23 protein-coding genes are annotated in these 26,865 nt (G+C 45.2%); 11 read left to right on the forward strand and 12 right to left on the reverse strand.

Annotated features, from left to right (window positions below; all coding sequences use genetic code 11):
* The first annotated feature begins 101 nt into the window (after positions 1-101).
* The 4 genes from VJL_RS19170 (at position 102) to VJL_RS19185 (ending at position 2,029) form a co-directional block, all read left to right on the forward strand.
* Positions 102-674, forward strand: coding sequence for a septation protein A (locus VJL_RS19170; RefSeq protein ID WP_038880529.1), 573 nt, complete (start codon positions 102-104; stop codon positions 672-674).
* Between the two features lie 137 nt (positions 675-811).
* Positions 812-1,207 (forward strand): acyl-CoA thioester hydrolase YciA, encoded by a 396-nt coding sequence (yciA, locus tag VJL_RS19175; protein WP_038871890.1) that lies wholly within the window; start codon positions 812-814, stop codon positions 1,205-1,207.
* A 120-nt stretch (positions 1,208-1,327) separates the two neighbouring features.
* A complete protein-coding gene (locus VJL_RS19180; protein ID WP_038871892.1) occupies positions 1,328-1,624 on the forward strand; it encodes a YciI family protein in 297 nt (98 codons plus the stop codon).
* 3 nt (positions 1,625-1,627) lie between these two features.
* Positions 1,628-2,029 (forward strand): GspS/AspS pilotin family protein, encoded by a 402-nt coding sequence (locus VJL_RS19185; protein WP_038880531.1) that lies wholly within the window; start codon positions 1,628-1,630, stop codon positions 2,027-2,029.
* Positions 2,030-2,132: 103 nt separating this feature from the next.
* Here the strand turns inward: VJL_RS19185 and metE are convergent, their stop codons facing one another.
* A complete protein-coding gene (metE, locus tag VJL_RS19190; RefSeq protein ID WP_038880533.1) occupies positions 2,133-4,415 on the reverse strand; it encodes a 5-methyltetrahydropteroyltriglutamate--homocysteine S-methyltransferase in 2,283 nt (760 codons plus the stop codon).
* A gap of 263 nt (positions 4,416-4,678) precedes the next feature.
* Here metE and metR point away from each other — a divergent pair, with 263 nt between their 5' ends.
* Positions 4,679-5,590 carry an HTH-type transcriptional regulator MetR gene (gene metR / locus VJL_RS19195; RefSeq protein WP_038871949.1) on the forward strand — a complete coding sequence of 304 codons (912 nt, stop codon included), beginning with the start codon at positions 4,679-4,681 and terminating at the stop codon, positions 5,588-5,590.
* Positions 5,591-5,611: 21 nt separating this feature from the next.
* Here metR and VJL_RS19200 read toward each other — a convergent pair whose 3' ends face one another.
* From VJL_RS19200 to VJL_RS19210, 3 genes are all read right to left on the reverse strand, one after another.
* Positions 5,612-5,812, reverse strand: coding sequence for a DUF4250 domain-containing protein (locus VJL_RS19200; protein ID WP_005445023.1), 201 nt, complete (start codon positions 5,810-5,812; stop codon positions 5,612-5,614).
* 183 nt (positions 5,813-5,995) lie between these two features.
* Positions 5,996-6,706 carry an HI_1241 family integral membrane domain gene (locus VJL_RS19205; protein ID WP_038871898.1) on the reverse strand — a complete coding sequence of 237 codons (711 nt, stop codon included), beginning with the start codon at positions 6,704-6,706 and terminating at the stop codon, positions 5,996-5,998.
* Between the two features lie 75 nt (positions 6,707-6,781).
* Positions 6,782-9,238 carry an EAL domain-containing protein gene (locus VJL_RS19210; RefSeq protein WP_038880535.1) on the reverse strand — a complete coding sequence of 819 codons (2,457 nt, stop codon included), beginning with the start codon at positions 9,236-9,238 and terminating at the stop codon, positions 6,782-6,784.
* Positions 9,239-9,647: 409 nt separating this feature from the next.
* Here VJL_RS19210 and VJL_RS19215 point away from each other — a divergent pair, with 409 nt between their 5' ends.
* The 4 genes from VJL_RS19215 to VJL_RS19230 all read left to right on the forward strand — a co-directional run bounded on the left by VJL_RS19215 (position 9,648) and on the right by VJL_RS19230 (position 14,776).
* The gene (locus tag VJL_RS19215; RefSeq protein ID WP_038880538.1) at positions 9,648-12,011 is read left to right on the forward strand and encodes a YgiQ family radical SAM protein; all 2,364 of its coding nucleotides are present in this window, start codon (positions 9,648-9,650) and stop codon (positions 12,009-12,011) included.
* A gap of 309 nt (positions 12,012-12,320) precedes the next feature.
* On the forward strand, positions 12,321-12,803 hold the full coding sequence (locus tag VJL_RS19220; protein ID WP_038880541.1) for a hypothetical protein: 483 nt from the start codon (positions 12,321-12,323) through the stop codon (positions 12,801-12,803).
* 315 nt (positions 12,804-13,118) lie between these two features.
* On the forward strand, positions 13,119-14,330 hold the full coding sequence (locus VJL_RS19225) for a hypothetical protein (protein ID WP_173400280.1): 1,212 nt from the start codon (positions 13,119-13,121) through the stop codon (positions 14,328-14,330).
* Positions 14,327-14,776, forward strand: a complete 450-nt coding sequence (locus VJL_RS19230) for a DUF1240 domain-containing protein (RefSeq protein WP_020197898.1) — start codon at positions 14,327-14,329, stop codon at positions 14,774-14,776. Before VJL_RS19225 ends, VJL_RS19230 begins: the two co-directional genes overlap by 4 nt.
* A 116-nt stretch (positions 14,777-14,892) precedes the next feature.
* Here the strand turns inward: VJL_RS19230 and VJL_RS19235 are convergent, their stop codons facing one another.
* The 8 genes from VJL_RS19235 to VJL_RS19270 form a co-directional block, all read right to left on the reverse strand.
* Positions 14,893-16,215: a CoA-disulfide reductase gene (locus VJL_RS19235; RefSeq protein ID WP_038880544.1), complete on the reverse strand. Its 1,323-nt coding sequence runs from the start codon at positions 16,213-16,215 to the stop codon at positions 14,893-14,895.
* 76 nt (positions 16,216-16,291) lie between these two features.
* Positions 16,292-17,698, reverse strand: coding sequence for a cation:dicarboxylate symporter family transporter (locus VJL_RS19240; protein WP_038880547.1), 1,407 nt, complete (start codon positions 17,696-17,698; stop codon positions 16,292-16,294).
* Between the two features lie 40 nt (positions 17,699-17,738).
* Positions 17,739-18,122, reverse strand: coding sequence for a RidA family protein (locus tag VJL_RS19245; RefSeq protein WP_038880550.1), 384 nt, complete (start codon positions 18,120-18,122; stop codon positions 17,739-17,741).
* 27 nt (positions 18,123-18,149) lie between these two features.
* Complete coding sequence (locus VJL_RS19250) at positions 18,150-18,815, reverse strand: helix-turn-helix transcriptional regulator (protein WP_038880553.1); 666 nt, start codon at positions 18,813-18,815, stop codon at positions 18,150-18,152.
* A gap of 554 nt (positions 18,816-19,369) precedes the next feature.
* Positions 19,370-21,466 carry a methyl-accepting chemotaxis protein gene (locus VJL_RS19255; RefSeq protein WP_038880556.1) on the reverse strand — a complete coding sequence of 699 codons (2,097 nt, stop codon included), beginning with the start codon at positions 21,464-21,466 and terminating at the stop codon, positions 19,370-19,372.
* A gap of 389 nt (positions 21,467-21,855) precedes the next feature.
* On the reverse strand, positions 21,856-22,242 hold the full coding sequence (locus tag VJL_RS19260) for a GtrA family protein (protein WP_038880558.1): 387 nt from the start codon (positions 22,240-22,242) through the stop codon (positions 21,856-21,858).
* 4 nt (positions 22,243-22,246) lie between these two features.
* Positions 22,247-23,653 (reverse strand): ArnT family glycosyltransferase, encoded by a 1,407-nt coding sequence (locus tag VJL_RS19265; RefSeq protein ID WP_038880561.1) that lies wholly within the window; start codon positions 23,651-23,653, stop codon positions 22,247-22,249.
* Positions 23,654-23,655: 2 nt separating this feature from the next.
* Positions 23,656-24,696, reverse strand: a complete 1,041-nt coding sequence (locus tag VJL_RS19270) for a glycosyltransferase family 2 protein (protein ID WP_081635011.1) — start codon at positions 24,694-24,696, stop codon at positions 23,656-23,658.
* Positions 24,697-24,848: 152 nt separating this feature from the next.
* Between VJL_RS19270 and VJL_RS19275 the strand changes: the two genes are divergently transcribed.
* Together VJL_RS19275 and VJL_RS19280 are read left to right on the forward strand one after the other, a co-directional pair.
* Positions 24,849-25,526, forward strand: a complete 678-nt coding sequence (locus VJL_RS19275; RefSeq protein WP_038880564.1) for a response regulator transcription factor — start codon at positions 24,849-24,851, stop codon at positions 25,524-25,526.
* Complete coding sequence (locus tag VJL_RS19280) at positions 25,523-26,821, forward strand: sensor histidine kinase (RefSeq protein ID WP_038880569.1); 1,299 nt, start codon at positions 25,523-25,525, stop codon at positions 26,819-26,821. Before VJL_RS19275 ends, VJL_RS19280 begins: the two co-directional genes overlap by 4 nt.
* Positions 26,822-26,865: the final 44 nt, after the last annotated feature.

Here is a 26,865-nt window from a genome sequence, read left to right on the forward strand (position 1 = left end):
TGAATGCGGCTATTTCTTTCCTCTATATTCTATAAATATTCACATTGCCTCAGATTCCGCTAGACTGTCCTCAACTCAATAACTAGGTAGTTTTTTGCATCATGAAGCAAATCCTTGATTTTATTCCACTCATTGTCTTCTTTGTCCTATACAAGATGCACGATATCTATGTTGCGACAGGCGCGCTTATCATCGCAACGGCTATTCAAATCGTGTTGACGTTTGCTCTATACAAGAAAGTAGAAAAGATGCAATTGGTTACTTTCGCAATGGTGGCTATCTTCGGTGGCATGACCATATTTTTCCACGATGACAACTTCATCAAATGGAAAGTAACCATCATCTATGCACTGTTCGCTGTTGGCTTAGCCGTAAGTCATGCTATGGGCAAGTCCGCGATCAAAGGCATGCTTGGTAAAGAAATCACTTTGCCTGAAGAGATCTGGACCAAAATCAACTGGGCATGGGTTGGCTTTTTCTCGTTCTGTGCCGGCCTAAACGTATACGTAGCGTTTAAGCTCCCACTCGATGTGTGGGTTAACTTCAAAGTGTTCGGTTTACTGATCGCGACATTCGCTTACATGATCGCTACGGGCTTCTACATCTACAAGCACATGCCAAAAGATCAAAAAGAGAAGAAAGAAAACTCATCCGATGTTTCGGTTGATGATTAAAAGCTCAATTTTGCTATAATCTTCTTACATTGATTATTTACAGCGACCTCAGGGTCGCTGTTTTGTTGTTTGCGCCAGAAATCTTGGTGCATTATTTGCTCCATTTTTGAGCTTAATAAAGATTGTAGGATGTCATCATGAATCAAGAAGGTCATACACCAAAAGGCCAATTATTGCTTCGCACCCTTGCTATGCCCGCTGATACTAATGCCAATGGCGATATCTTCGGCGGCTGGATCATGTCCCAACTCGACTTAGCTGGTGCGATTCTGGCTAAAGAAATCTCCTTAGGCCGAGTTGTTACTGTCTCGGTTTCTAGCATCACATTTAAAAAACCTGTCAGCGTCGGCGATGTTGTCTGTTGTTACGGAGTATGCTCAAAGATCGGCAGAACTTCGATGAGTGTAGACCTAGAAGTATGGGTGAAGCCTGTTAAAGTCGACGGTGTAGAAGAGCGCTTCATGGTTTGTGATGCCACATTCAACTATGTTGCGATCGATAGCGAAGGTAAACCACGCCCAGTTCAAAAGTAATAACTTGGTTTAATATAACGAATTGCTAGGAACAACCTCACAAATTCCATTGTTGACTTGTGAGTGGCACAAAAAAGGCGTTAAATTAGGACTTTACCCTACCAATTAAGGAAATATGCTATGTGGTACGTCATTTTTTCTCAGGACATCGAGAACTCATTAGAAAAACGTCTGAGTGTTCGCCCTCAACATCTTGAGCGCTTGCAGCAACTTCAAGACGAAGGACGTCTACTCACTGCAGGTCCAATGCCAGCCATTGATTCCGATAATCCGGGTGAAGCAGGCTTTACTGGCTCGACAGTCATAGCAGAATTTTCCTCTTTGGAAGAAGCTCAAACATGGGCTGATGCCGATCCATACATTGCAGCGGGCGTTTACGAAAATGTCATCGTAAAACCGTTCAAGAAAGTGTTTTAAGTTATGAAAAAATTACTGTGTCTTTTCCTCGTATTCGGTGCACTAGCAGGTTGTTCATCAAGTGATGACAAGCAACATCAACTTGAGTTGATGGCTTCTAACCGCGCTGGTGTTCTTTCTGCAGGTTTACCGCTTGAATACGGTCCATTAAAAATCTTACGCATTTCTTCCAACAAAAATGTGGTTGAGATGATGATGATTTATAACGATGATGCGCTTGGTGCCAAGCCGTTAAATCAAGTAGTGAACACCAGTATATACACTTACTGCAATACACCAGCGGTGCGTGAGCAAATTGATATGGGCTTGATGTACCGAATCAAAGTACGCAACTCCCGCGGCCAATTAATGGCGGATGAGTTGGTGTCAGCGCAAACATGCAGCGCAGGTCAAAAAGTACAGTAATACGCGACTCAATCTTCTTGAGTTAGACGCTCGATAAAATAAAAAAGCGAGGATAGATATCCTCGCTTTTTTGTTTCTGCGGCCAGTTTGAAAAACTAAGCGCTTATACGAGTTCAGCTCTGAGCTTCTTAGCAGCAGAGACAAGGTTACCTAATGCGGCTTCAGTTTCTGCCCAATTACGCGTTTTAAGTCCACAATCAGGGTTCACCCACAAGCGTTGCGCCGGTATTTTTTCAGCTGCTTTCTTGAGTAAGCCTTCAATCCACTCCTCCGTTGGAATGTTCGGAGAATGGATGTCGTACACACCCGGACCAATTTCATTCGGATAATTAAAGTCTTCGAACGCTTTCAGCAATTCCATATTGGATCGCGATGTCTCGATAGTAATCACGTCGGCATCAAGCGCGGCAACTGAATCAATGATTTCGTTAAACTCGCTGTAGCACATGTGAGTATGAATTTGCGTTTCTGGTTTTGCGCTAGCCGCAGAGATCTTAAACGCATCGACGGCCCAATTTAGATATTCTTTATGGTCACGCTTCTTCAATGGTAAGCCTTCACGAATCGCTGGCTCATCGATTTGAATAATGTTGATACCCGCCTCTTGCAAGTCAGAGACCTCATCACGAAGTGCAAAGGCCAACTGGTCTGCAATTTGTTTGCGAGTAATGTCTTCACGTGGGAATGTCCAACACAGAATCGTCACTGGACCGGTCAACATGCCCTTCATTTGCTTGCTGGTCAACGATTGTGCATACGTCGACCATTCCACCGTAATCGGTTTTATGCGCTCAATATCTGCGACCACAATCGCTGGTTTGACACAACGAGAACCATAGCTCTGTACCCAACCAAATTGAGTGGTTTGGAAGCCCGCCAGGTTTTCAGCAAAATACTCCACCATGTCATTACGCTCAGCCTCACCATGCACAAGAACATCAAGATCGAGCGCTTCTTGGCGTTTCACCGCATCAGCGATGTGTCCTTTCAATGCCTGTTTATAATCTGATTCTGAAAGTTGACCACTGCGGAACGCACTTCTCTGAACCCGAATTTCTCCCGTTTGTGGGAAAGACCCGATAGTCGTAGTCGGCAAGATTGGCAAGCCAAGCACTTCAGCTTGGTGTACGGCACGCTCTTCATAAGGTGCACTGCGCTGACTGAGCGCCGCCGTGATTTGGTTCAAACGAGACTGAACGTGTGGTTTGTTAACATGTGAAGCGGCTTTACGATCTTTAATGGGTTGACTATACGTATCACAAGCTAAAATCGCATTTTGGTCTCCATCAAGCGCACGGCCAAGCAAGGCAACTTCCGTTACTTTTTGTTTGGCGAAAGAAAACCAACTTTTTACTTCGTCACTTAACTCCGTTTCTAACTCTAGGTCTACCGGGCTGTGTAGCAATGAACACGAACTGGCTACCCATAAATTGTCGCCAAGTTTTTCTTTAACGGGCTGTAAGCGCTCTAATTGAGCACTTAAATCCGATCGCCACACATTACGTCCATTCACCACGCCCGCAGACAATACCCAGCCACTAGGCAGTTTTGCTACCACTTCTTCGAACTGCTCAGGCGATGCAGATAAATCGACATGAAGTCCATCAACACTAAGCTCGATGATTTTATCCAACGTGTCCGTGACCGAATCAAAATAAGTGGTTAGCAACACTTTTACGTCACTACGAATGACCTGATAAGCTAGCTTGAACGCATCCAACCATTTACTTTCCAGCTCAAGCGAGAGAATCGGTTCGTCAATTTGTACCCATTCCACACCTTGACTAGCAAGTTTAGAAAGAATGGCTTGATACGCGGTGAGTAGCCTTGGCAATAAAGTCAAACGATCAAAATCTTCTTCCACTTCCTTACCTAGATAGAGGTAACTGAGCGGCCCAAGCAAAACAGGTTTTACTTTGTGGCCGGCTTTGACTGCCTCATTCACTTCTTCAAAAAGCTGTGGCCAACTGACTTCAAACGTATCGTCCTTGCTGAACTCAGGCACAATGTAATGGTAATTGGTATTAAACCACTTCGTCATATCAGAGGCTGCCGCCGCCCCACAGTCGCAAGCAGATTGAGATTGACCACGACCGACTTTAAATAGTGTGTCTAAATCTGGAAACCCGCTTGCGTGTCGCTTTGGTACATGGCCCAATAGCAATGTTGTGGTTAAGACATGATCGTACCAAGCAAAATCACCCGCAGTTGTGAAGCTCAAACCCGCCTCTGTTTGTGTGTTCCAGTTTTGTGCTCGCAAGCTTGCCCCTGCTCGCTTAAGCTCCGCCTGATCGATTTCACCACGCCAGTATTTTTCCTGAGCAAACTTAAGTTCTCGTTTTTCACCAATGCGTGGGTAACCAAGAATATGCGTTGTCGTTGCCATGTCCGTATTCCTTATTCAGTGTCTGATGTTGAGGTCAGAGCATCGAGAGAAAACCCATCAAGATGTCTGGATGGCTAAAACTATCGCTCTGGCAACCGCATTGAACAACATCCAATTATTCAACTTGTTTATTAAAAAATTTCATATTGAGCGATCTCACTCGCACTAGACTAAAACAAATGGACGTCTAGACGTTTACATATCCATTTTTTATGGGTAAGTTAATAAAGCTCATGGCAGACATAAAAGGATGAATGGGATTCATGATAGAGTTGAAACACTTACGCACACTCACTTCACTGAGGGATACTGGTTCATTAACGGCAACCGCAACCGCTTTACACCTGACGCAATCTGCCCTTTCTCATCAAATCAAAGATCTTGAATCTCGTATTGGTGGGCAGCTTTTTTTGCGCAAAACCCGCCCCGTTAAATTCACTTCAGAAGGTGAAATTTTGCTTCGTCTCGCTGATGAAATCTTGCCAAAACTCGCCAAAGCAGAAAACGAGCTTGCAAGCCTGAAAGAGGACGTGAACGGTCGTTTGCACATGGCGATTGAGTGCCACTCTTGCTTCCAATGGTTAATGCCAGCACTGAAGGAATACCAATTAACTTGGCCAAGTGTGACGCTCGATTTCTCTTCCGGCTTCGGTTTTGAACCTCTACCAGCCCTGTTGGCTGGCGAGCTTGATTTGGTCATTACATCAGACATTCAGCCACGCTCCGAAGTCCATTATGAACCGTTGTTTGACTTCGAAATGCGCTTGATTACTTCGACTAGCCACCCATTAGCGAACAAAAACGTCATTGAGCCTGAAGATCTTGCTGATCAAACCATGCTTTCTTATCCAGTACAGAAACAAAGATTGGATGTGGTCAAACACTTCTTACACCCTGCGGGAGTTGAGCCAGCCAAGTGGAAACAAGCGGACAACACGTTAATGCTCGTACAAATGGTGTCAGCAGGATTGGGGGTAGCAGCATTACCAAATTGGGCGATTTCTGAGTTCTCGCGCCAAGGTTTGATTACCAGCATGCCTTTTGGAGAGGGGTTATGGCGTAGATTGTTCGCAGCAACACGTAACTCAGAAAAAGAGAAGCGTTACTTACAGGCTTTCTTTGCAACAGCTCGCCAGCAATGTAAAAGCCACCTTGATGGGATCAAGATGGCTTAAAGATCGACCATTGAAACGAAACTAACGTTCGTAAGATTTAAATTGATTGGTCAGTGGGTCATATTGATAGCCAAGCATATCGAGCTTGCCCACTACCGATTCCACATCCATCTCGTACATCGATACCAACTCTTCAAAGCTATCACATTCTAAGCGCAGCTTTTCATTAACGATACCCAACAAGATAATGCTGTCCCAGTTACTTACGTTGCTTAAATCCATCGCGATACTCCTCTAAGACAAGGTATTTGACCCCAATTCCGTTGAGCACGTGCGTCAAGACTCTCTTGAAATGAATGAGGCTATAACTAAAGCGTAGACTTAATCGAATGTTTTGAAAGTGAGCTCGATCTAAATCCCGAGCTCACAAAAAGAAAAGAAGACAGAAGTGTTAGTTCGTTCGGTCTATGCCCCCAATAGGAACAGCCCCTGTAAGCTTGTCATTGAAGCCAAAGCAAGAAGCAACGCTGCCGCCAATTGCACTTTGTTTGGCGCTTTATGAGTGAAGATATGCCAGCACCAAACCACGATTGCCATAATCAGCATCGCCAGTGACGCTAGAATATGTTGTGTCACGCCATTCAATGTCGCTTCATCCAACTGATAAGCAGAAAACAACGTCATCACGACCAACAGCATGCCCGAAACAACACCCGTAACCGGTAAGATTCGGTGAAATGCTTGCAAGCGGCTACGTGCGATAACCAGAAGTAACTGCGCAAACACGGCACCTAAGAAGAAGATCATCAATGCCACTGAAGCGCTTGCCGCCCAATGCGGTTGCTCAAATAGTTGAATGCTCACGTACGCGAACGCCAAACCGTTCGCTAGATGCAGAGCCCATAATGGCCCTTTCTCACGTGTCTTCTTAGTCTGAACTTGAGAGTAAAAATAAAAGATCGCGAATACGATCATGAAAGCTTCAATACGAAGCGACGCCACTGCCAACCAAAGTACGCCAATTGATGGCAACATCTTATGCAGGCGACCACGTTGACCAGGGCAGATATCACCCTTAATCAAAAGTAAGGTCAACAGCGCTTGAGCGCCAAATAGCATTGGAGGAAAAGTTAACAGCAATTGTTGAATCATGTTGAATGCAAACTCAAAAGTCATTTTGGGGTGGCGATAATAGCAAATCACCTATCGCCAAACCACCTAAACGCAACACGCTCAAACCGTTTATTTGTGCTAGGTCGAAGACAAATAACTCAACGCATCTTCTTGAGTTAACAAACCACGGTACTGATTTTGTGAATCACAAAGTATCCATGGAAAGACCGTTCCTGCTGTCACTAGCTCTCGAACGGTCGAGACAGGCAAGTTCGCATCCACCAGCTCAAACTCTGTACTCATGATTTGATTCACTGGTCGCTTCCAAATCCTATTCTCACGTTCCGATTCCAAATCAGTCCCCATCGTTGGTGTTAAGTGCAAGTTGATTTGAGCTTTAGTAATCAGACCAACGCATTGCTTTTCATTAATGACCACCAAAGGCGCCGTCGGGCTCAAGTTCATGTACTCAACGGCGAGTGACAATGGCTCACCCGGATCAAGTCGACGAACATCGGTATGGCTGAGAGACATCAGTGGTGCATCTTGCGTCGGTTTTACTTTCACGTTGTTAAAGTGCTTTTTGTGACACTGTGGCTTGTCCAGTAGCACCACAGGTACCGCTTGAGAAAACAAAAAACCCTGCATAAAATCAACACCAAGGTCTGCAAGCTCTGTTAGTTCTTGTTGCGACTCAACCCCTTCAGCAACCACTTTCACGCCAAGCTTGTGTGCTAACTCAGTGATCATTTTGACGATGTTGTAACGAGTGCTCCCTTCTTCGATACCTCTGATAAATTTTCGATCTATTTTGAGCAGATCAAACTGCCCTTCTTCAAGGTAAGAAAAGGAAGAGTAGCCAGTACCAAAATCATCAATAGCGATCTTGATGCCCTTGTCACGCAGTTCACTCAAAGCAAGGGTATGCTCTTTATCTTGTTCAAAATACGCAGTTTCCGTGAGTTCGATAGTGATTCGATTCGGATCAACACCACTTCCAGCAATCAAATCATAGGAACTTTGCAAAACTTGCAGCGCATCCAACTTGGTATTCAGTGAACGATTCAACGTTAATCCTATTTCTTCTCCATAAACTTTCTGGATATGAGGAAGTTGCTTGAGTGCTGTGCGGCAAACGAGATCATCCAACGCAGCAATCAACTCTAAATCCTCGACAACTGCGATCATCTCTTGGGTATCATAGGTTTTATTCTGATGATAGAAACGCGCTAACGCTTCGAACTTCACCACTTTTCCCGTACGTGTTTCAATGATCGGCTGATAATAGACATCAACAAGTTGGCTCTCAATTTGTGTTCTTAGAAAGGCTTCGAGATGATGACGCTTGACGAGTTCATCATGCAGTTCACTATTATAAAAACTGAAGTAGTTCTGGCCTCCACTCGGAGAGGAAACCATCGCTTGCGCTGCATGCACCAGTGCTTGTTTTGGATTATCAGTATCGTAACCGAGCACCGACACACCAGTTTGTCCTTCTACTATTGCATCATGCATACTTGATCCCAACTCACTTCTTAATTCCGAAAAAAAGCCTCGTAACGCAATCTGAATAAGACGCAGTGGGCTTAACCATTGGCATCGAGGCGTTTGCAAACACACTACAAATACGTCCCGCGACAACTGACCCGCAATACTGGCGTGGCGACTTCGCATCACAAAATCGGAAAAACCTAACTGCTGCTCAAGTAGGGACTGCTGTGAGAATTTCGGTCTAATTGTCACGATGATATTGAGATCTTTGTGGCTATTTTCATCCACTAACCGTGCTAACTGTTGTTCAAACTCTTCGCGAGGGGGAAGAAACGTAGTCCACTGTTGAGGTTGGTCACTGGCCTTTTTCATCCACAATAATGAGGCAGAAATATCGGTAGAAAAACCGAGGTAAAGCGTACGACCAGAATTGAACACTAACCGATAAATGCAAAGATGATGCGCTTGGTTACTCCCATTCACGGTACGACTAAGAAGGTTACCACTCCAAAAACCTTCAGTATCAATGTCTTGCCAGATCTGTTCGTAAAACGCTTTACTATGATGTTCAGAACTTAAAATATATGTTTTCAGACCAACAAGGTCACGGTTTTCATAACCCATTTGCTGCTCGAACGCTGGGTTGCAGCCTAATATGCGAGTGTCTTGATCAGCGACCAAAACGCCTACGTTGGGTAAATCGAAAATGGTTTCCAGAATTTTGGCTAACTCTTCGCACCCGGTAATACTCAATTGCGGGATGATGGCACCTTGCACGATATGACCATTAAGGCACTCAAAGCTCAACGCTACATGCACGAGTCGGTCATTATCTAGCATCAGGCAACCAGAAAACTTACCATGCCCACCATTTTGTTCTACATCTAAGATGTGTTGCTTCGCGCTGTCACCCTGACCAAGCAACATGTATTGAAAAACATCATCCAAACTATTCACTGTCTGTTTTAAGCCCAAAACAGACATCATGCTTTGCTGGTCACATTCAAACTCATGTGTCTCTATATCATAAGACCACTCGATCACTTGAGAATGACCGGACGCAGGCTGCACTTCTCCTTGTGCTACGGATAGCATTTCACTCATAACCTAGCCCCCTATTGTATCGGCTTAAGACTTTGAGAGCGCCACCCATGTATGACGATTGTTTGCTGTAGTTTTTTGATTGCAAATCGGTCAATACCATTTGAAACATCAACGATGTTTACGGCACGCTTCAGTCAACAAGCGCGTGCATTTTAGTATGCACTAATACAATTATAGGAACAGAATTCGATAAGCACACCATTGCTTATTGCTAATTTTTACAAGGTTAAAAAACTCAATAACCATAAGGGATTGAAGGACATAATGGCGTAAAACTCAGTGATGGAATTGAGAGTGATTTTCATCTCCAAATAAATCTAGTCGAACAAAGCTTTATATAATCACTTGGGTATAGATACCTGATCATCAAATCGCTATAATTCGCGCTCCCTGGAACAGAGAGCAAAATATGACCAACGACATTACTCCTATTCATGAGTACAAAAAATACTGGGCTGAGTGTTTTGGTACGGCACCTTTCTTGCCGACCAGCCGCAAAGAAATGGACGCCCTAGGATGGGATAGTTGTGACATTATCATTGTCACGGGTGACGCGTACGTGGACCACCCAAGCTTTGGTATGGCAATCATTGGTCGTCTGTTGGAAGCACAAGGATTCCGTGTCGGTATCATTGCTCAACCAGAATGGAACAACAAAGACGCTTTCATGCAGCTTGGTAAGCCAAATCTGTTCTTCGGGATCACTGCGGGTAACATGGACTCCATGATCAACCGTTACACGGCGGACAAAAAGCTTCGTCACGATGATGCTTACACTCCAAACAATGAAGGCGGCAAGCGTCCAGATCGTGCAACCTTGGTGTACTCACAGCGTTGTCGTGAAGCCTACAAAGGCACACCTATTGTTCTTGGTGGTATCGAAGCCAGCTTGCGTCGTGTTGCTCACTACGATTATTGGTCAGACAAAGTTCGTCGCTCTGTTCTGTTCGATGCAAAAGCAGACATTCTTCTTTTTGGTAACGCTGAGCGTGCCCTCGTAGAAGTCGCGCACCGTCTTGCTGATGGCGAAGACATCTCGACCATGACCAACATTCGCGGTACTGCGGTTAACCTGCCAGCCGAACCAGAAGGTTACACCGTTATTGATTCTTCTCGTATTGAGAAACCTCGTAAAGAAGCGTTCGTACCAAAGAACCCTTACGAAGTGGAAACTCAGTGCGATACCAAAAAAGAAGAGCCTGTTGCACAGCCAATCACTATTCGCCCATCACGTCATGATGCAGCGAACACAGCGGTGCGCCTACCAGCCTTCGAAAAACTGCACAACGACCGCATTCTTTATGCGCATGCAAGCCGTGTGCTGCACTTAGAAACCAACCCATACTCGGGTCGTGCTCTATTGCAACGTCATGGTGACCGTGAGCTTTGGGTGAACCAAGCGCCAATCCCTTTGACTACAGAGGAAATGGATTACGTATTCGGCCTATCGTACGCGCGTGTTCCTCATCCTATGTATGGCAAGGCAAAGATCCCTGCTTATGACATGATCAAAACTTCGGTTAACATCATGCGTGGCTGTTTTGGTGGCTGTTCTTTCTGTTCGATTACCGAGCACGAAGGCCGTATCATCCAAAACCGTTCACAAGAGTCCATCATCAACGAGTTAGAAGAAATCCGCGACAAAGTGCCTGGCTTTACCGGTACCATTTCTGATTTAGGTGGTCCAACGGCAAACATGTACCGTCTTGGCTGTAGCGATCCAAAAGCAGAAGCAAACTGTCGTCGCCCTTCTTGTGTGTTCCCGGGTATCTGTAACAAACTGAATACCGACCACAAACACACCATCGATCTTTACCGTGCGGCGCGTAAAGTGGAAGGTGTGAAGAAAGTTATGATCGCATCTGGCGTACGTTACGACCTCGCGATTGAATCACCAGAGTACGTGAAAGAGCTTGTGACGCACCACGTCGGCGGTTACTTAAAGATTGCACCTGAGCATACAGAAAAAGGTCCACTGGATCTGATGATGAAGCCGGGCATGGGTACTTATGACCGCTTTAAAGAGATGTTTGAGAAGTACAGCGCGGAAGCAGGTAAAAAACAATACCTAATCCCTTACTTCATCTCAGCACACCCAGGTACAGAAGACGAAGACATGCTGAACTTGGCACTATGGTTGAAGAAGAACAACTTCGAGTGTGACCAAGTACAGAACTTCTACCCATCGCCAATGTGTAACGCAACGTCGATGTACTACTCAGAGACTAACCCTCTGAAACGCGTGAAGTACAAACAACGTGAAGATGTGCCAGTGGCGAAAGGTGAACGTCAGCGTCGCCTACACAAAGCCCTACTTCGCTACCACGATCCAGCGAACTGGCCAATGATCCGCGAAGCGCTGATCAACATGGGTAAAAAACACCTGATTGGTGATAAACCGAACTGTTTGGTTCCAGCAGAAGACATTGATGCGCAAACTCCAGCACAGCGTCGTAAGTCTGGTCGTCACGGTGCAAACCGTTTTGCGACCAAACACACCAAGAACCAACCGGGTTTCGGTGGTCACTTGAATAAACGCTCTGAAGGCGGCTCTCGCGACGGCAAGCCATCTGGCAACCGCAACGGTTCAGGTAAAGCGCAAGGTGGTCAAAACGGCCAAGGTCGTGGCAACCAAAACGGTCAGCGTCCTAATACGGGATCACGTCCTGGTAGCAACAACCAAAGCCGCTCAAACGGTGCAGGTTCACAAGGTCAAGGTCGTCCTCAAGGACAAGGCAAACCAGCAGGTCAACGCAAACCTAAGCGCCGTTAATTCAATAGAGCTTGAATAGAAAAAAAGGGCTTCAGAGGTAACTCTGGAGCCCTTTTGTTTTGTCTTTCGTTTGTGACTATCACTGCGATGCCATTAAGAACTTCACACTAAAAACTACCCCCTCAGAGAACCGCCTTTCTAGAGCATCCGAGTATCCCTTTCTATAATCGGATTAAGGTAAGCAAGCACGTGATATCTAGTCATGTACATGAGCGCAGGAATACAAATTACTGAATTGACGCAACATTGACATAATTGATCTAAATCAATTTTACTGTGTTTCGCATAATTAAAACAGGAAGTCTAAGTATGTCAAACAAGAACTATGTAACCACCTTAATGCTGTTGTGTGCCTTCGCCTCGAGTGCGAATGCGGAAAGCAAAGATGACATTGATAACATTAAAAACAAAATTGGCGATATCCAAGATAGCCTCTCTCAATCGCAAGACACCATGCAATTCGTGAGATCGGTTTCTGGTTCAACCTTTGTGCCGGAACCCAAACACAGTAAAGATATGCCTTCTTACAGTTACTTCTCGATAGAGAGCTACGACATATTCAGCAGCCCTTCTGGCAAGCGTATGATTCAAGCCGTTATCACCAACAACTCAGGCGGTGGTATTAAGCTCAAAACATCTCAAATCAAAGCGTACTTTGGTGGCCAAGTGTACTTATCTCCTTCTTCGATTGAGCAGGATGATAAATTCGCTCAAGGAGAAACGAAGTCCGTCACTTTGCATTTTGGTGAGAATAGCGCTTCGATTCTTGGTCTCATGACCAGAAACTACTAAGCGATTTTGGGGCTAAGCTCCCCTAAAGTAATCGATGGTAATAAAACTGATGATCTAAACTTCATATTCCCTTTTAAAGCTATCAGCTTCCCCCAAAATCATCCTAGAAACCGATACTAGTGAGGCCCCAGAGGTAACTCCGGGGTCTTTTGGGAGTTATATAGGTTTTGTAATCTAGGTGCTATCTAGCCAATCACTAACGGTACATAAATCACACATCATTTGTTTTAGTTATTTCGCTTACGTTTTTAGGCAAACCGGAGATTCCTGTAACGTTACAATTCTCTCATCCAAGCCAAAAATCTGGTGCCAAAAATGAGCAACGAGAAAAGTATATTTCCCGAAGGATCAATTGCATACGAAAACGAACAAAAGAACGCTTGCCACACAAGTCATTCTGAAGCTGAAGAACAAACATTTTTCCCAAAAACTTCAATAGCCTATGAGAATGAAACTAGAGCTAACCGAATAACTCCTGGCGTTGGCAAAGGATTCCTTACTCCCCAGAAAAAAAGCACGTACTTTACTACCCCACAAAAACCTGTAGCCAATATCAGTCCTGAAAACATGTATTGGCCTCCCTACGACTTTATGTCTGGGGAATATATAAACACGAAAAAGCTGCCTGACGAGACTCTTCGACAACAATTGGTAGGAAACCAAGAACATGTGATGTATTTGACATTAGATGAAGCGTTTAAAGTTTTACAAAGTTGGGGTTGGAAAGATACTCATAGCACTTGGAAGTCAATGACAACCTCCACAGGGGCTCAAATACTCATCAATTATGGCGTCAACGGTAAAGATATCGTAACAACTTCGATGGTTATCGCTCAGTTTAATATTCATGGGCTAAAAGCTACCAAGTTGGGACTAAAGGCAACCTTTGGTATGAGGATGGCAACATATTACAATCAAGTTGGCACAGAGATGATTAAGTTGTCAGGGTACTCTGGATTAAGAAGAATTTTAACAGGTACAACGTATAGACTGGATAACCCCAAAGTTGTGCAACTCGGTATTGGAAAGTATGGTCTCGCAAATTCAATAAAATCTGGAACCGTTTTAACCATTTATGTCGCAGCAGGCTTCAGAATTCTGGACTATGCACTCAATGACGAGGTATTTTTAACAGACTTAATCGGCTCTTTAGCAGTAGACATAGTGAAGATCGGAATATCTTCTGCGGTTTCAGCAATTGCCGGATCTCTTATGCTAACTTCTGTCGCTCTCGTTTCTGCACAACTCGCAGTTGTTGTTGTTGCAGGGTTAGTAACATCCATTGTATTAAATGAGTTAGATAAACACTATGGTGTGACTGAAAGGGTCATTGAGTTGCTCGAAAGAGCAGAGCAGGAAGCCGTTGAGAAAGGAAAAGAGCTACAAAAAAGCGTTAAAGATAGTCTTCTTGACCTTACAGCAATGTTTATCGCGGATGCCTTAGAGACCGGAAAAGAAGTCATCGAGTCTGAAATAAAACAATTTATTCGCGAGTCAATAAACGACCTAGTACCAAAAACAATATGAATAACAGCCAAAAATCAAACAAAGAAACGTACAAACTTTACCCAGGAATTTTGCTATTAATAGGTTTATCTGGTTTCTGTTTTTACTTTGGATATCAAAAAATTCTAACGCTAGCTTCTCAAATTGGCGACGTTGCGGTCTACTCAAGGTTTGACTTAGCGATGATTCCATTTGGCTTAGTATTACTTGGAGGGTTAATCAGTGCTTTGTTTTTTGCATTTAAAAAGAAACGCTGGGATGAAGTATATGGAAACGGCTTACAATATTTGATCTTAGGTTCTCTTGCTGTTGCTATCGTATTGACTCTGATAACCCCTTCGATTTATCAGGCACGCTATGAAAATGCGGGTCTGAAAGAGTGCTCTCGCTCCCCCGAAGGCTACCTACCATTCTTCGCAACTAAGTTTGCTAGAGAAGAATCCCTTTGCATCGAAGTTTCTAAGTAAATTGATAAATCGATACGCGCAAAAATCTGCTTAATAATTCACAACAAGCATTAAAAAGGGCTCCAGAAACAACTCTGGAGCCCTTTTGCTTTGTTTGATTTACGTGGATAGCTAACTTATTTCGCTACGTTACCTGCAACGTTTAGTGCATCCCAAGTACGTGCGAATGGTGGTGCGTAGCAGAAGTCCATGTAGCCTAGTTGCTGTGTGGTCATCTTCGCAGTGATGGCAACAGCGAGTGCATTGATTCGGCCTACAGCACCCTTCTTACCCACGATTTCGCCACCAAGCAGTACATTGGTTTCTGGGTGGTAAACCAGCTTCACTTTAATGTCTTCTTGGCCTGGGTAGTAGTCGGTTTGGTTCTTATCTGAAATGGTTGAAACCTTCACTTCCAAACCGTGTTCTTTAGCTAGAAGTTCCGATACGCCTGTGCATGCCAGTTCGTAATCCAACACTTTCAAGCAAGACGAGCCCAAGAAACCACTCATGTAAGTGTCTTTGCCTGCAAGTTTGTCGGCCATCATGCGCGCTTGCTTGTTCGCTGTGGTTGCCAGTGGAACATACACTGATTTGCCTAGCGCCATATGGTGAACCACGGCACAGTCGCCAACAGCGTAAATGTGTGCATCTTCTGTTGCGCCAAACTCGTCTACTAGTAGTGCACCGTTCGCGGCTTTTGGTAACTCGAACGCTTCTGTGTTTGGTTTGAAGCCAAGTGACATGATCACAACGTCTGCTTCAACATTGCCGTTGTCGGTTTCTACGATGTAACCGCCCTGCTCTGCGTCGCGAATGGCTGATACGCTGCAACCGGTTTTAAGCTCAGCGCCAGATTCACGAATCGCGCTTTCTACCACCTCAATCATTTCAGGGCTGAACTGACGGCTCATCACGTGTTGTTCACGCTCAATGAGGGTGACGTGCTTGCCTAGTAGGTGTGCTGCATCGAACACCTCTAGGCCGATAAAACCACCGCCGATCACGCAAATGCGTTGTTTGTTGTTGTCCTTAAGCGCTTCTTTGACTGCCAAGCCATCTTCCATGCTGGTTAGCGTGTATACGTGCTCTGAGTTGAACTCACCGAACGATGGCACGATTGGACGTGCGCCCGTGGCAATCACCAACATATCGTAATCGATGGTGCTTTCTTCCTCTTGGTGACGAACTTTAATCTGCTTTTCTGTGCGGTCTAGTGCCACCATTTCGGTTTCAATACGCACGTCCAAGCCAGATTTAATCGCTTGCTCTGGCGTACGAGAAATCATGCGCTCAGTGTCATCAAACATGCCACCAGCAAAATAAGGTAAACCACACGCACCGAACGAGATGTAATCGCGCTTATCCAGCACAATCACTTCATCTGATGGCTGATTACGTTTGTATTTCGCTGCGAAACTCATACCTGCAGCGCTACCGCCTACGACAACAACTTTCATATTTATTACCTAAATAACCTGAACTCAGGAAAAACGGAGAGCACCCGCGTTGGGTGCTCTTTATTAAGTTTGGAAATTACACTGCTGCTTCTTTTGTTACTGTTGCAGTAACGTCAGCATTGTATTGCTCAGTGTTTAGTGAGCCATTCTTCTTCGCGGTTAGTACACCTGACAACATTGAGCCAGAGATGTTAAGCGCGGTACGAGCCATGTCGATAAGCGCTTCGATAGAAACCAGAATCGCCACAACCGTAATGTCTAGACCCATGATGGTTAGTACTGCTACAGCTGCGAATGTTGCACCGCCACCAACACCTGCGATACCGAATGAAGCAATCGCGATGACAGCAATCAGTTGTAGGATGAAGCCTAGGTCAACTGGCATACCCATTACTTGAGCTGCCATGATAGCGAGCATCGCTGGGTAGATACCTGCACAGCCGTTCTGACCGATGCTGGTACCGAAAGTTGCTGACATGTTTGCTGTTTCTTCGTCCACACCTAGACGTTGAGTTTGAGTTTCAACGTTTAGTGGGATTGCCGCCATGCTTGAGCGAGAACCGAAGCCAAATACTAGCACTGGCCAGATTTTCTTCATGAACTTCGCAGGAGACAGACCGAACATAGACACCATCACGAAGTGGATAGCGAACATTACACCGATTGCCACATAGCTTGCTAGTAGGAAGCGCCCCATTTCTGCTAGTGCGAACAAATCGTTTGTCATCATGAACGTGGTCATCAGAGCAAATACACCGTAAGGCGTCAGCTTCAGGATCTCACGTACCATTGAAAGTACGACTTCTTTTGCAGAGTTGATGAAATCAACGAAGTTTTGCACTTTCTCAGGCTTACGGTTTTTCACTTGCAGGATACAGTAACCAAGGAACATACCGAACAATACTGTTGATAGTGTTGAAGTACGCTCAGAACCCGTTAGCATGTCGAAAATGTTAGCTGGAATGATAGATAGTGCCATACCAGACAAACCGCTGTTCGCCATCGCATCTTGCGTTGCTACTAATGCATCACCACGAGCTTCAATCGCACCATTCGTACCGATTGTACTAACTAGTGCGTTTGCATCGATACCGAATAGGTAAATACTTGCGATACCAACGGCTGCTGAGATTGCACAAGTGAAAAGTAGAATACCGATGATTTTTGGTGCGATACGCGATAGCGCACCACCGCCTTCTACGTTCATGATTGAAGAGATCATCGCCACAAATACCAGCGGGATTACAATCATTTGTAGAAGCTTGATGTAGCCTTTACCGAACACGGAAATCAGTTCAGCAAAGCCTGCGGTTGCCACGTTGCCCACACCAAATACAAGTTGAATCGCACCGCCGAATAACAGACCAGCAGCAAGCGCACTCAGTACGCGGAAGTTAAAGCTTTTCTTTTGTTTTTTGAAGTTCGCAAGTAATGCATAGAACCCAAAGAACAGGATGCTCAATCCAATAAATGAAACGCTCATGAGAATCTCCTATTGATACCCATTTATGTCCGAAAATCGGTTATTTTTTGTATGCAATGGCTTCAACTTCAACCAATGCGTCTTTTGGTAGTCTTGCTGCTTCAACGCAAGAGCGAGCTGGTGCGTTTTCTGTACCAAATACCTCTGTGTACACTTCGTTAAATGCGGCGAAGTTTTCCATGTCTGATAGGAAGCATGTTGTCTTCAATACTGTGTCTAGGCCTGCACCGCTTGCTTCTAGAACCGCTTTTAAATTCTCAAGAGACTGACGTGCCTGCTCTTTGATGCCGCCTTCAACAAACTGCATGGTTTCTGGAATCAGTGGTAGTTGACCTGATGTGTAAACCATGTCGCCATAAGCCGTACCTTGTGAGTAAGGGCCGATAGCGGCAGGTGCTTGTTCAGTGGCAATGATCTGTTTCACGATGTAACTCCTAAGTTATTAATTTTATTATGATTTAAATTCACGGATAAACTTGTAAACCGCCTGACGACTGATCCCAAGCTGCTCTGATACTTGTGTGGTCGTCTCTTTTAGCTCAAACACGCCGTTATCAAACAGACAACGAATGATGGCTTTGTTACGGCCTTTGCAAGAAATCGTCTCGTCTTGCTCCACCTCTGTGATCGCGGCGCTCAAGGCTTTTTGAATGACCTCATTAGCATTTTTGCTAAACGTCTCGCTGACTAAGGTTTGAGACACATTGCACTGCGGCATAAGCGTTTTAACGATTTCTGGGAATGGGAAGGATAAGTTCATATTGATGCAAAGCATGCCAATCGGCTTTTGCTCAGGGCCCGCCAAAATGCATGTGGTCGATTTCAGTAACGAACCATCCGTAGCATTAGTGAAGTAACTCTTTGGCGAGACCTCTCCGGTTTTCTCGAATGTGCTCCACATACGTAGACCCAAATCCGTGATAGGCGAGCCGATTTCGCGGCCAGTATGATGACCATTGACGATTTTCACGACTGAATTTTCTAAGCTTTCAAATGAATGAATGACCACTTCGCAGTACGGCCCGATTAAATCGGCAATCGTGTCTGCTAAACGAAAATAATTGCTTAAACATTCTCTGTCTTCGTCGGTGAATCGAACTTGCTTTACACTCATCATCTCGGTTTACATTTTTGAACTCAATGACTAAAAAGTACTCCTTTCGAGTTAGTTGAGCAATACAGGGTAAACTTCTGTAAACCTAAAAAATGCGTCTAAAACACCGCCAAAAACCGAAGAATTGATCGAAATCACGCACAATAGTTGAACAAGATCACCAAAAACATATGAATTGGGTTTAATTTCTTAAACCTCATCAAAGTTTAAATATTTAAAATCAAAGATTGCATTTTTGAACACTTTAATGATCTAGAACAAGTTCTTAAAGTCAGTAAAAATCGCGTACGGTAATAACAAGTTTAAAAGGCGATAATATTTATAAAATGCCATTCATTTACGATACAAAACAATGGTTGTGAATGAATAAAACATCAATAACTGCCCTCTCCAACCTTAGTCCATGCTGATAAGACGACGTGAATTTTAAAAAGACGCAAACGTTGAAGAAAATACCGAGAAAAAGCGGTTATCGAAGTGCAAAAATGAAAGTACAGAACAAAAAAACCGAGCAGATTTACCTGCTCGGCTTTGTATGAAAAATGAGGAAAGACGAATTAAGACAGCTTGAACTTACTCAGCTCACCGTGAAGATCGCTCGCTTTTACCGTCAACTCGTTACTGATTTCTACTGAAGAGGTCATCGTATCCATCACCTCTACCGCCGTGTCGTTGATGATCACTACATTGCGGTTAATCTCTTCTGATACTGAGCTCTGCTCTTCTGCTGCCGAGGCGATTTGGTTGTTCATATCATTGATGACTTCAATCGCTTGGTTGATTTCAGACAGCGCTAGGTGGGCAGCTTGCGTTTCACCTTTAGTATCATTAGCTTGCTTTTGGCTTTGTTCCATCAAGACCACAATTGATTGAGTTTCTTGTTCTAGACGGGCCAGCATCGTACGAATCTCTTCAGTTGATCCTTGAGTACGATTTGCAAGGTTACGAACCTCATCGGCAACCACCGCAAAGCCTCGACCCGCTTCACCTGCACGTGCAGCTTCAATAGCCGCGTTCAGAGCCAGCAGATTGGTTTGCTCTGCAATGCCACCAATCTCACTCAAAATACCTTGAATCGCCGTGCTGGAATCGACCAAGTTCTGTGTTTGTTGCTGCGCATCGTTGACTTGCATTGCCAAGCTATCTACCGCACTCGCAGCATTGTCCATGCGAGTCATACCATTTAGACTGTTGCTTTGTACTTGGCTCGCCGCCGCTGCCGCTTGGACCGCAGAGTTGGCCACTTCTTGCGCGGTTGCACTCATTTCATTGATGGCCGTCGCTAATGAGTTCACCTCATTCACTTGCGTATTCAATTGATCGCGAGAAGCCGCAGCACGCGTTTGACCTTCGGTCGCATTCTTATCGACTTGATCAGCAGTCACCATCACGGTCAGCAGCATCTCCTGCATACGCGATAGGAAAGTATTGAACCAATGTGCCAATTGCGCAGTTTCATCTTTACCTTTCACTTCGATACGGTAAGTTAAGTCACCTTCACCTTGCGCGGCATCTTTAAAACGCTCAACCAGATTGTTTAGTACTTTACCCAGAGAGTTCGCGATCAAAGCCATCGAGGCAATGCCTAGAAGAGCAGCGATGATCCCCGCCCACACACCTTTTTCAAGCGCTTTTGAATTCTGTTCATCACTCCATTGCGCGTAGTCATCGACGCTTCTTGCAAGGTGGCTACTGGGAACCGACACCATGACTACCCATGGAGCGTCACTCGTATCGATAGAAGTAATCGCATATTCATCACCGCCAAAGGTCACAAGACCAGCGCCTTGACGTTTTGCAATAGATTGGATGTTAGACCATTCAGAGGCCAGTTCAGAAGAGACCTGCTTACCGACCATATCAGCAGCGCGGCTGTTCGCTAGGGTGATGCCCTTCCATGATGTGATGAGGATTTTACCTTTGCCATCAAACAAGTTACGTGCAGATTGCTCGCTCTGGCTTTGTAGCTCATAAAGAGACAGATCAAACCCAAGAGAGCCAATGATTTTGCCACCTTGTTTGATTGGTTGACTGATCGTTGTGATCAGCTCTTGCTTACCACGTACAGGATAAAAGTACGGCTCCATGACGAACGTTTTGCCCGTTTCATAAGGCATTAAATGCCAATCGTCTTTACGTTCACCACTGCTGTTTAGCTCCGTGTTGCTAAAGCTCTCCATCGCCACTGCATCAAAGCTATTTTGGTCATTTGGCGAGAAGAAAGGCGCCAGATAGCCTTGGCTGTTAAAACCCTCTTCTGGATTAAACGTCACTTGTTCTGGCCACGTTTTGTCTTGCCAAACCATGTAGCCCGCAAATACGGCTTTATTCTGTGCTTCTAGCGCGGCAGTAAACTGTTTAACAATAAGGTCTGCGCTTGCGTTGGTTTCTGCACTCAACTCAATGATCGAACGTACTTGTTTTAAGTTTGCCAATACAGGATCAAGTTGGTTAGCAATATCCAACCCCTGCTGAATCGCGGTATTTTGCAAATCGGTGCTAGTCGCATCCGTCAATTGCGCTTTTACTTTCTCGTTCACTTGCTTGTTCACGTCAGTAAATGCGTTGGTTGTCATACCCATTGCAATCAATAAGGTGAAGGCCATTGCACCGCCCGCACTGACTGCGATTCGCGTACGTATACTGTTAAACATAGTCACCTCTGTAACTGATGATAGATTGGCATTATTTTCTGAAATTTCATGGATTTTAAACAACAGAGGTGAACAGAAGACGTCAAGATATGAATGGAAAGAGAATGGAAAGATCAAACTTATTAACAGGGTTACGTATGAGGCCAGTTTTATATTTTAAGTGCATGAGCCCCACAATAAATAAAACCTAGAGAATCGATCATTAAGTCATTGTATTTATAGAATTTAAATTCAACATTCAAGATGAATCTTATACGAAAGTACCCATAGCTATTCACTCTCCTATACTGAGTATTAGATTAGCCAAACCGTGACTTGAGTCACGTTTAATTTTCTTCATCTCCCTGTTTTTAATGCAGTTATTCAGTATTAAAGCAAATAAGCCAGGATCAATGTTCGCTAAATACCCATTTTGTACTGAGTAAGTAGTTACTCATCATGCCTACCAATATTCCGAAAACCAACGCGACGTACACCATATAGTTTTGAGCCCCAAACATAAGCGTCAAACCTTTGAAAGCCGCAAAGTTCGGCACTGCACTAATACAAGCACTCACCATAAACTTTTGCCATTGAGCAAACGGATCGGTTTTTTCTGCTTGAGAGAAAGTCAGCCAGCGATTGCCAAGCCAAGTCGTGGTTGCCGCAAACAAAAATGCTATCCCACGAGCCAACATCAGCTCCAGACCAAACCAATGGAACAACAGCGAAAAGATAAGGGTGTCGACTATAAAGCCGACACCACCAACCAGAGCAAACCTGATTAATTTGTGCATTCCGTTACCCAATCACACAGGTGTAGAGTGAGCGTTTCGATTTTGCTGTGAACTCGTTGGTACAACTCAACGCATTTTCATGAATCATGCTATCCACTTGCTGCGATTTACCAATCAGATGGAATTTCTTTAGATTGTTTAAGTCATTCTTATCTTGAAGTTTTTTCGCCTGACCATGACTATAGAACTGGCCTGAGAACGGACGCTTACCAATGTAAAATACCGGAGCGTTGTCATTAATTTGCGCGAAGATGATGCGGTCGCTGCGGCTGTCTGCTTTACCCATATTCAAAACCAACATCGCAATCATAAGCAGGGCTGGTAACACCGCCGCCGTTCCGGTCAACCATTTAAAATCGTGTTTATCCACCAGCATCGCAATCAAGATACCCAATGCAGGCACACCCGGTAGTACGTAAGCAGGCAAAATATTCCCAGCCATGGTGAACAAGATCATTGGGGAAATCAGCCAACACATCAGGAAGCTAAATAGGCCTTGATGATCAGTCTCAATGGCTTTGAGTACCTTACGACGTTTCCACGCCAAGATAGGCAATACAATTGACCAAGGCGCAGCCGACTGCAGCCAGAATACCCAGATCATCCCACGTGGTTGATCATGAGCAGAGCCATACAGGTCCCCTTCCCAACCGCTGACAACAAAACGCTTAAAGTGCTCACCAACAATAAAGTAATCAATAAAGCCCGGCGTTGCCATTTCTGCCATGATGTACCAAGGCAGAGCAACCGCCAGCATAAGCGCCAAACCCGATACGATAGGAAACCGCTGCCACAAGGCTTTAAAAGCGCCAAAGAAACCATGCTGAATCACAAGCCAAGGAAATACTGCGATGCCCATGATCACTATCGCTACGGGACCTTTTGCCAACAACCCACAAGCCAAACCAAAGAAACCGAGGTAACCCCACAATCGGCTGTGTTTGTCTTTGCCGAGCCAACAATAGTAAAAGCCGACCATCGCCATGGTCATTGCCAACGTCAGTGCCATGTCGGTCATCACTGCGCCCGCCGCAATTGAAAAGATGCCACACGTCGCTAATACCAACGCTGCGATGACTGCATTAAAGCCTGCACGATGCGCCATGAAAGCAACAAAAACAATCGTAGCAACACCCGCTAACCAATGAGGCGCGCGCACTGCAAATTCATTCAATCCAAACAGCTCAATGCCGTAAGCACTCATCCACGTGAACAGGGGTGGTTTCCCCCAAAAAGGCACGCCGTAATCAAACTGTGGGGTAAGCCAATTGCCGGTTTCCACCATTAAGCGCGCCATTTCGCCGTAGCGGGCTTCTGTAGTGTCCATCAAAGGGTAAGCGGCGAGTGAAATAAGACGGAGTAAAAGAGCAAACGCCAACAACAGCCACAGATGGGTTTTATTAATACTCATGATTACGCGGTTTCTCCCAGTTTAAACTTCATGGTTTGGATGGATTGATGTTTTGCAGGCTGCTCATAAACAGACTGAACAAGATAAAGAGGACGTTGCTTGGTCTCGACAAAAATGCGGCCAATGTATTCGCCTAAAAGACCAATCGACAGCAATTGCACACCGCCCAATGCAAGTTGGACGACCATCATGGATGGGTAGCCAGTGACAGGCTCACCAAACACAACGGTTTTCATCACAATGAATGCACCATAAATAAAAGCACTGACCGCCACTAAGGCACCAACAAGTGTCGCTAAGCGCAAAGGGCGAATGGAAAACGAGGTAATGCCGTCCATTGCAAGGCCAATCAGCTTGAGGTAGTTCCATTTGGTTTCACCACAGAAACGAGCATCACGCTCAAACTGCACCGTCACTTGCTTGAAACCAGGCCAAGAAAAAATGCCTTTCATGTATCGGTTACGCTCTGGCAACGCATTGATGTGTTTAACCACTTTTGCGCTCAATAAACGGAAATCGCCCACGTTCTCCGGCACATCCAATTTCGCCATGCTGTTAAGCACTTTGTAGAAACAAGCGGCCGAGAAGCGTTTGAACCAAGTTTCACCGTGGCGTTCACTGCGCTGCATGTTCACTACGTCATACCCTTCACGCCATTTTGATACCATTTGCGGGATCAACTCAGGCGGGTCTTGCAAATCGGCATCAATCACGATCACCGCTTCACCTTGGCAGTGTTCCAAACCCGCACTCATGGCGGACTCTTTGCCGAAGTTACGGCTTAATGCAATACAACGAACGTCGCTAGAAGATTGAGAAAAGCTTTGCGCGATCATTAGGCTGTCGTCTTTGCTGCCATCGTCGACATAAACGATTTCGCAGCGTTCTGGCATTTCATCCAAAACGGCGGCTAAACGACGATGAAATTCAGGCAAGACTTCTTGCTCGTTAAAGAATGGCACCACAACAGACAAAACTGTTTTAGGCTCAGTGTTTTGGCTCACCTTTGAAAAGGCTGCAGCGTGAATGTTGAAGGTTGACATGCTACTCTTCCACTAAATCCGATGAATGAATCCAGTCTACAAACATCAATGTGAAAGAGATGTTGTTGACATCTTTTTCACGTTCTTAGTGAATAATGTTCGGTTAAGACGAAGTCTTATTTTCGAAAACCCGCCCACTTGGAGAGAAATACATGAAACGCGTACTTTTAGTCGAAGATAATCGAGAAATCGCAGGCATGTTGTTCGATTATTTCGAGTGTGCAGGTATGGAACTCGATTATGCAGACAACGGCGAGCTCGGCCTGAAACTGGCGATGGAAAACACCTTCGACATCATCTTGCTCGATCTCATGTTGCCACGCATGGATGGCCTGACCATGTGTAATAAACTTCGCGATGCGGGCAACAACACACCGGTACTTATGCTGACCGCACTTGATAGTCGTGACGATATGCTCAAAGGCTTCCAACACGGCGCCGATGACTACCTGACCAAACCTTTCGATCTGGATATTCTTGAAGCGCGCATGATGGCACTGATTCGTCGTTACCGTGGCACGGTCGCATCGAGCAAGTTGGAATACGGTGAAGTGTCTATCGACCAAAGAACGCGTAAAGCGTACCGCCAAGATAAACTGCTAGCGCTAAACCCAACCACTTACACCATTCTGGAAATGCTTGTGAAAAGCGCGCCAGACGTAGTGACACGCGAAGAAATCGCCTTCCAGCTATGGCAAGAGAACGAACCGAACAACGACGTTCTGCGCAGCCACATTTACCAGCTACGTAACCAACTCGATAAGCCATTTGAACAACATGTGCTGATCACCGTGCCGAAAGTTGGCTTTCGCTTGGAGCCAGATGCATGATCAATCGCTTACTTGCTAGCACGCAAAGCACACAAAGTATGACAGGGCGGCTCGCTCTGTTTTTCTCTTTGGTGTCGGTCGTGATTGGCATTTTTTGTTTTCTTCTGATTACAGGCGCACTGCTTTGGTCTGAGGATCGTGTCGGTGAACGCCGTATCATGATCGATAAAAAAGAAGCCATCGAGCACTTTCAGTCTCACCCTGAGCAAGGCGTGATTAAACTCGACGTTCTCACTACCGCATACAATGACATCCAGCTCATACCAGAACAGTTCCAACAATACCTGATTGGAAAAAGCCGATTTTTAGACGAAGTGGGTGACGAGCCAAGCTCCAGAATGATCTACATGAGCACGTACACTTACAAAGGTGTCGAACACCCCATCATTCTGATTTCCTTAATCGATGAAATCGAAATTACCTCTGAAGAATTCATTATGGTCGTCGCCATGGTGCTTTCTATCGTTGCGGTTTTGATTTTCTTGTTTGGCAGTTTATTGCTCCGTCTGTCGCAACGTTTGATTGAACCAGTCAACACCCTGAAAAACCAGCTAGACCAACATCAAGGTGACCCTTCACAAACGTTCAATGTGCCAGACAGCTCAGCCAAAGAGTTCCAAGCCCTTGCCGATGAGCTGAATGAATACCGTCATAAAATTAATCAGGTCATCAAACGCGAACAAGCATTTGCACGATACGCGAGCCATGAACTGCGCACACCATTAACCGTGATGAAAGGCTCAAGCAGCTTGCTGGCGAGAAGCGCGAACACGGATTTCCAAACCCGCCAAGTGAACCGAATTCAGGATGCGACGCAGCAAATGTCGACCATGGTGGATGCCCTACTCGGCTTAGTGCGTTATGAACGCAATGCGGACGATTCACCGGTGCGCAGTATCACCGAAGAAGAGCTGAAACAAATCATCTTCCAAAGCCAAGCTCAGGCGGATGAGAAAGCACTCAGCTTTGATGTACAGATCGACGGAAACCCAAAAACGCGCGCGACCAATGCTGTGTTGACCATTATTCTTGGCAACCTGATTCGCAACGGCATCGCCGCGACACCATCGGGATCAATTCATATCAGCATGGGGGAAAACACCATCTCGGTACGTGATGAAGGCGAAGGCTTTTCGACCATTCCACATTCTGATGGGCACGGATTGGGTTTGATGATTGTGGATGATTTATGCCAGCGTTATGGCTGGCAATTTAAGATTGGTACACATCCAGAGGGTGGATGTGAGGCAATGATTGATCTTGCGTCAGAGCATCAAGAGACTTGCTCAGAGTAACTTCCTCAGCACTTGATTCAATTAAGAGGTATCTCATTGGCTCA

Origin of the sequence: Vibrio jasicida CAIM 1864 = LMG 25398, assembly GCF_000400365.1 — a bacterium.
GTDB lineage: Bacteria > Pseudomonadota > Gammaproteobacteria > Enterobacterales > Vibrionaceae > Vibrio > Vibrio jasicida.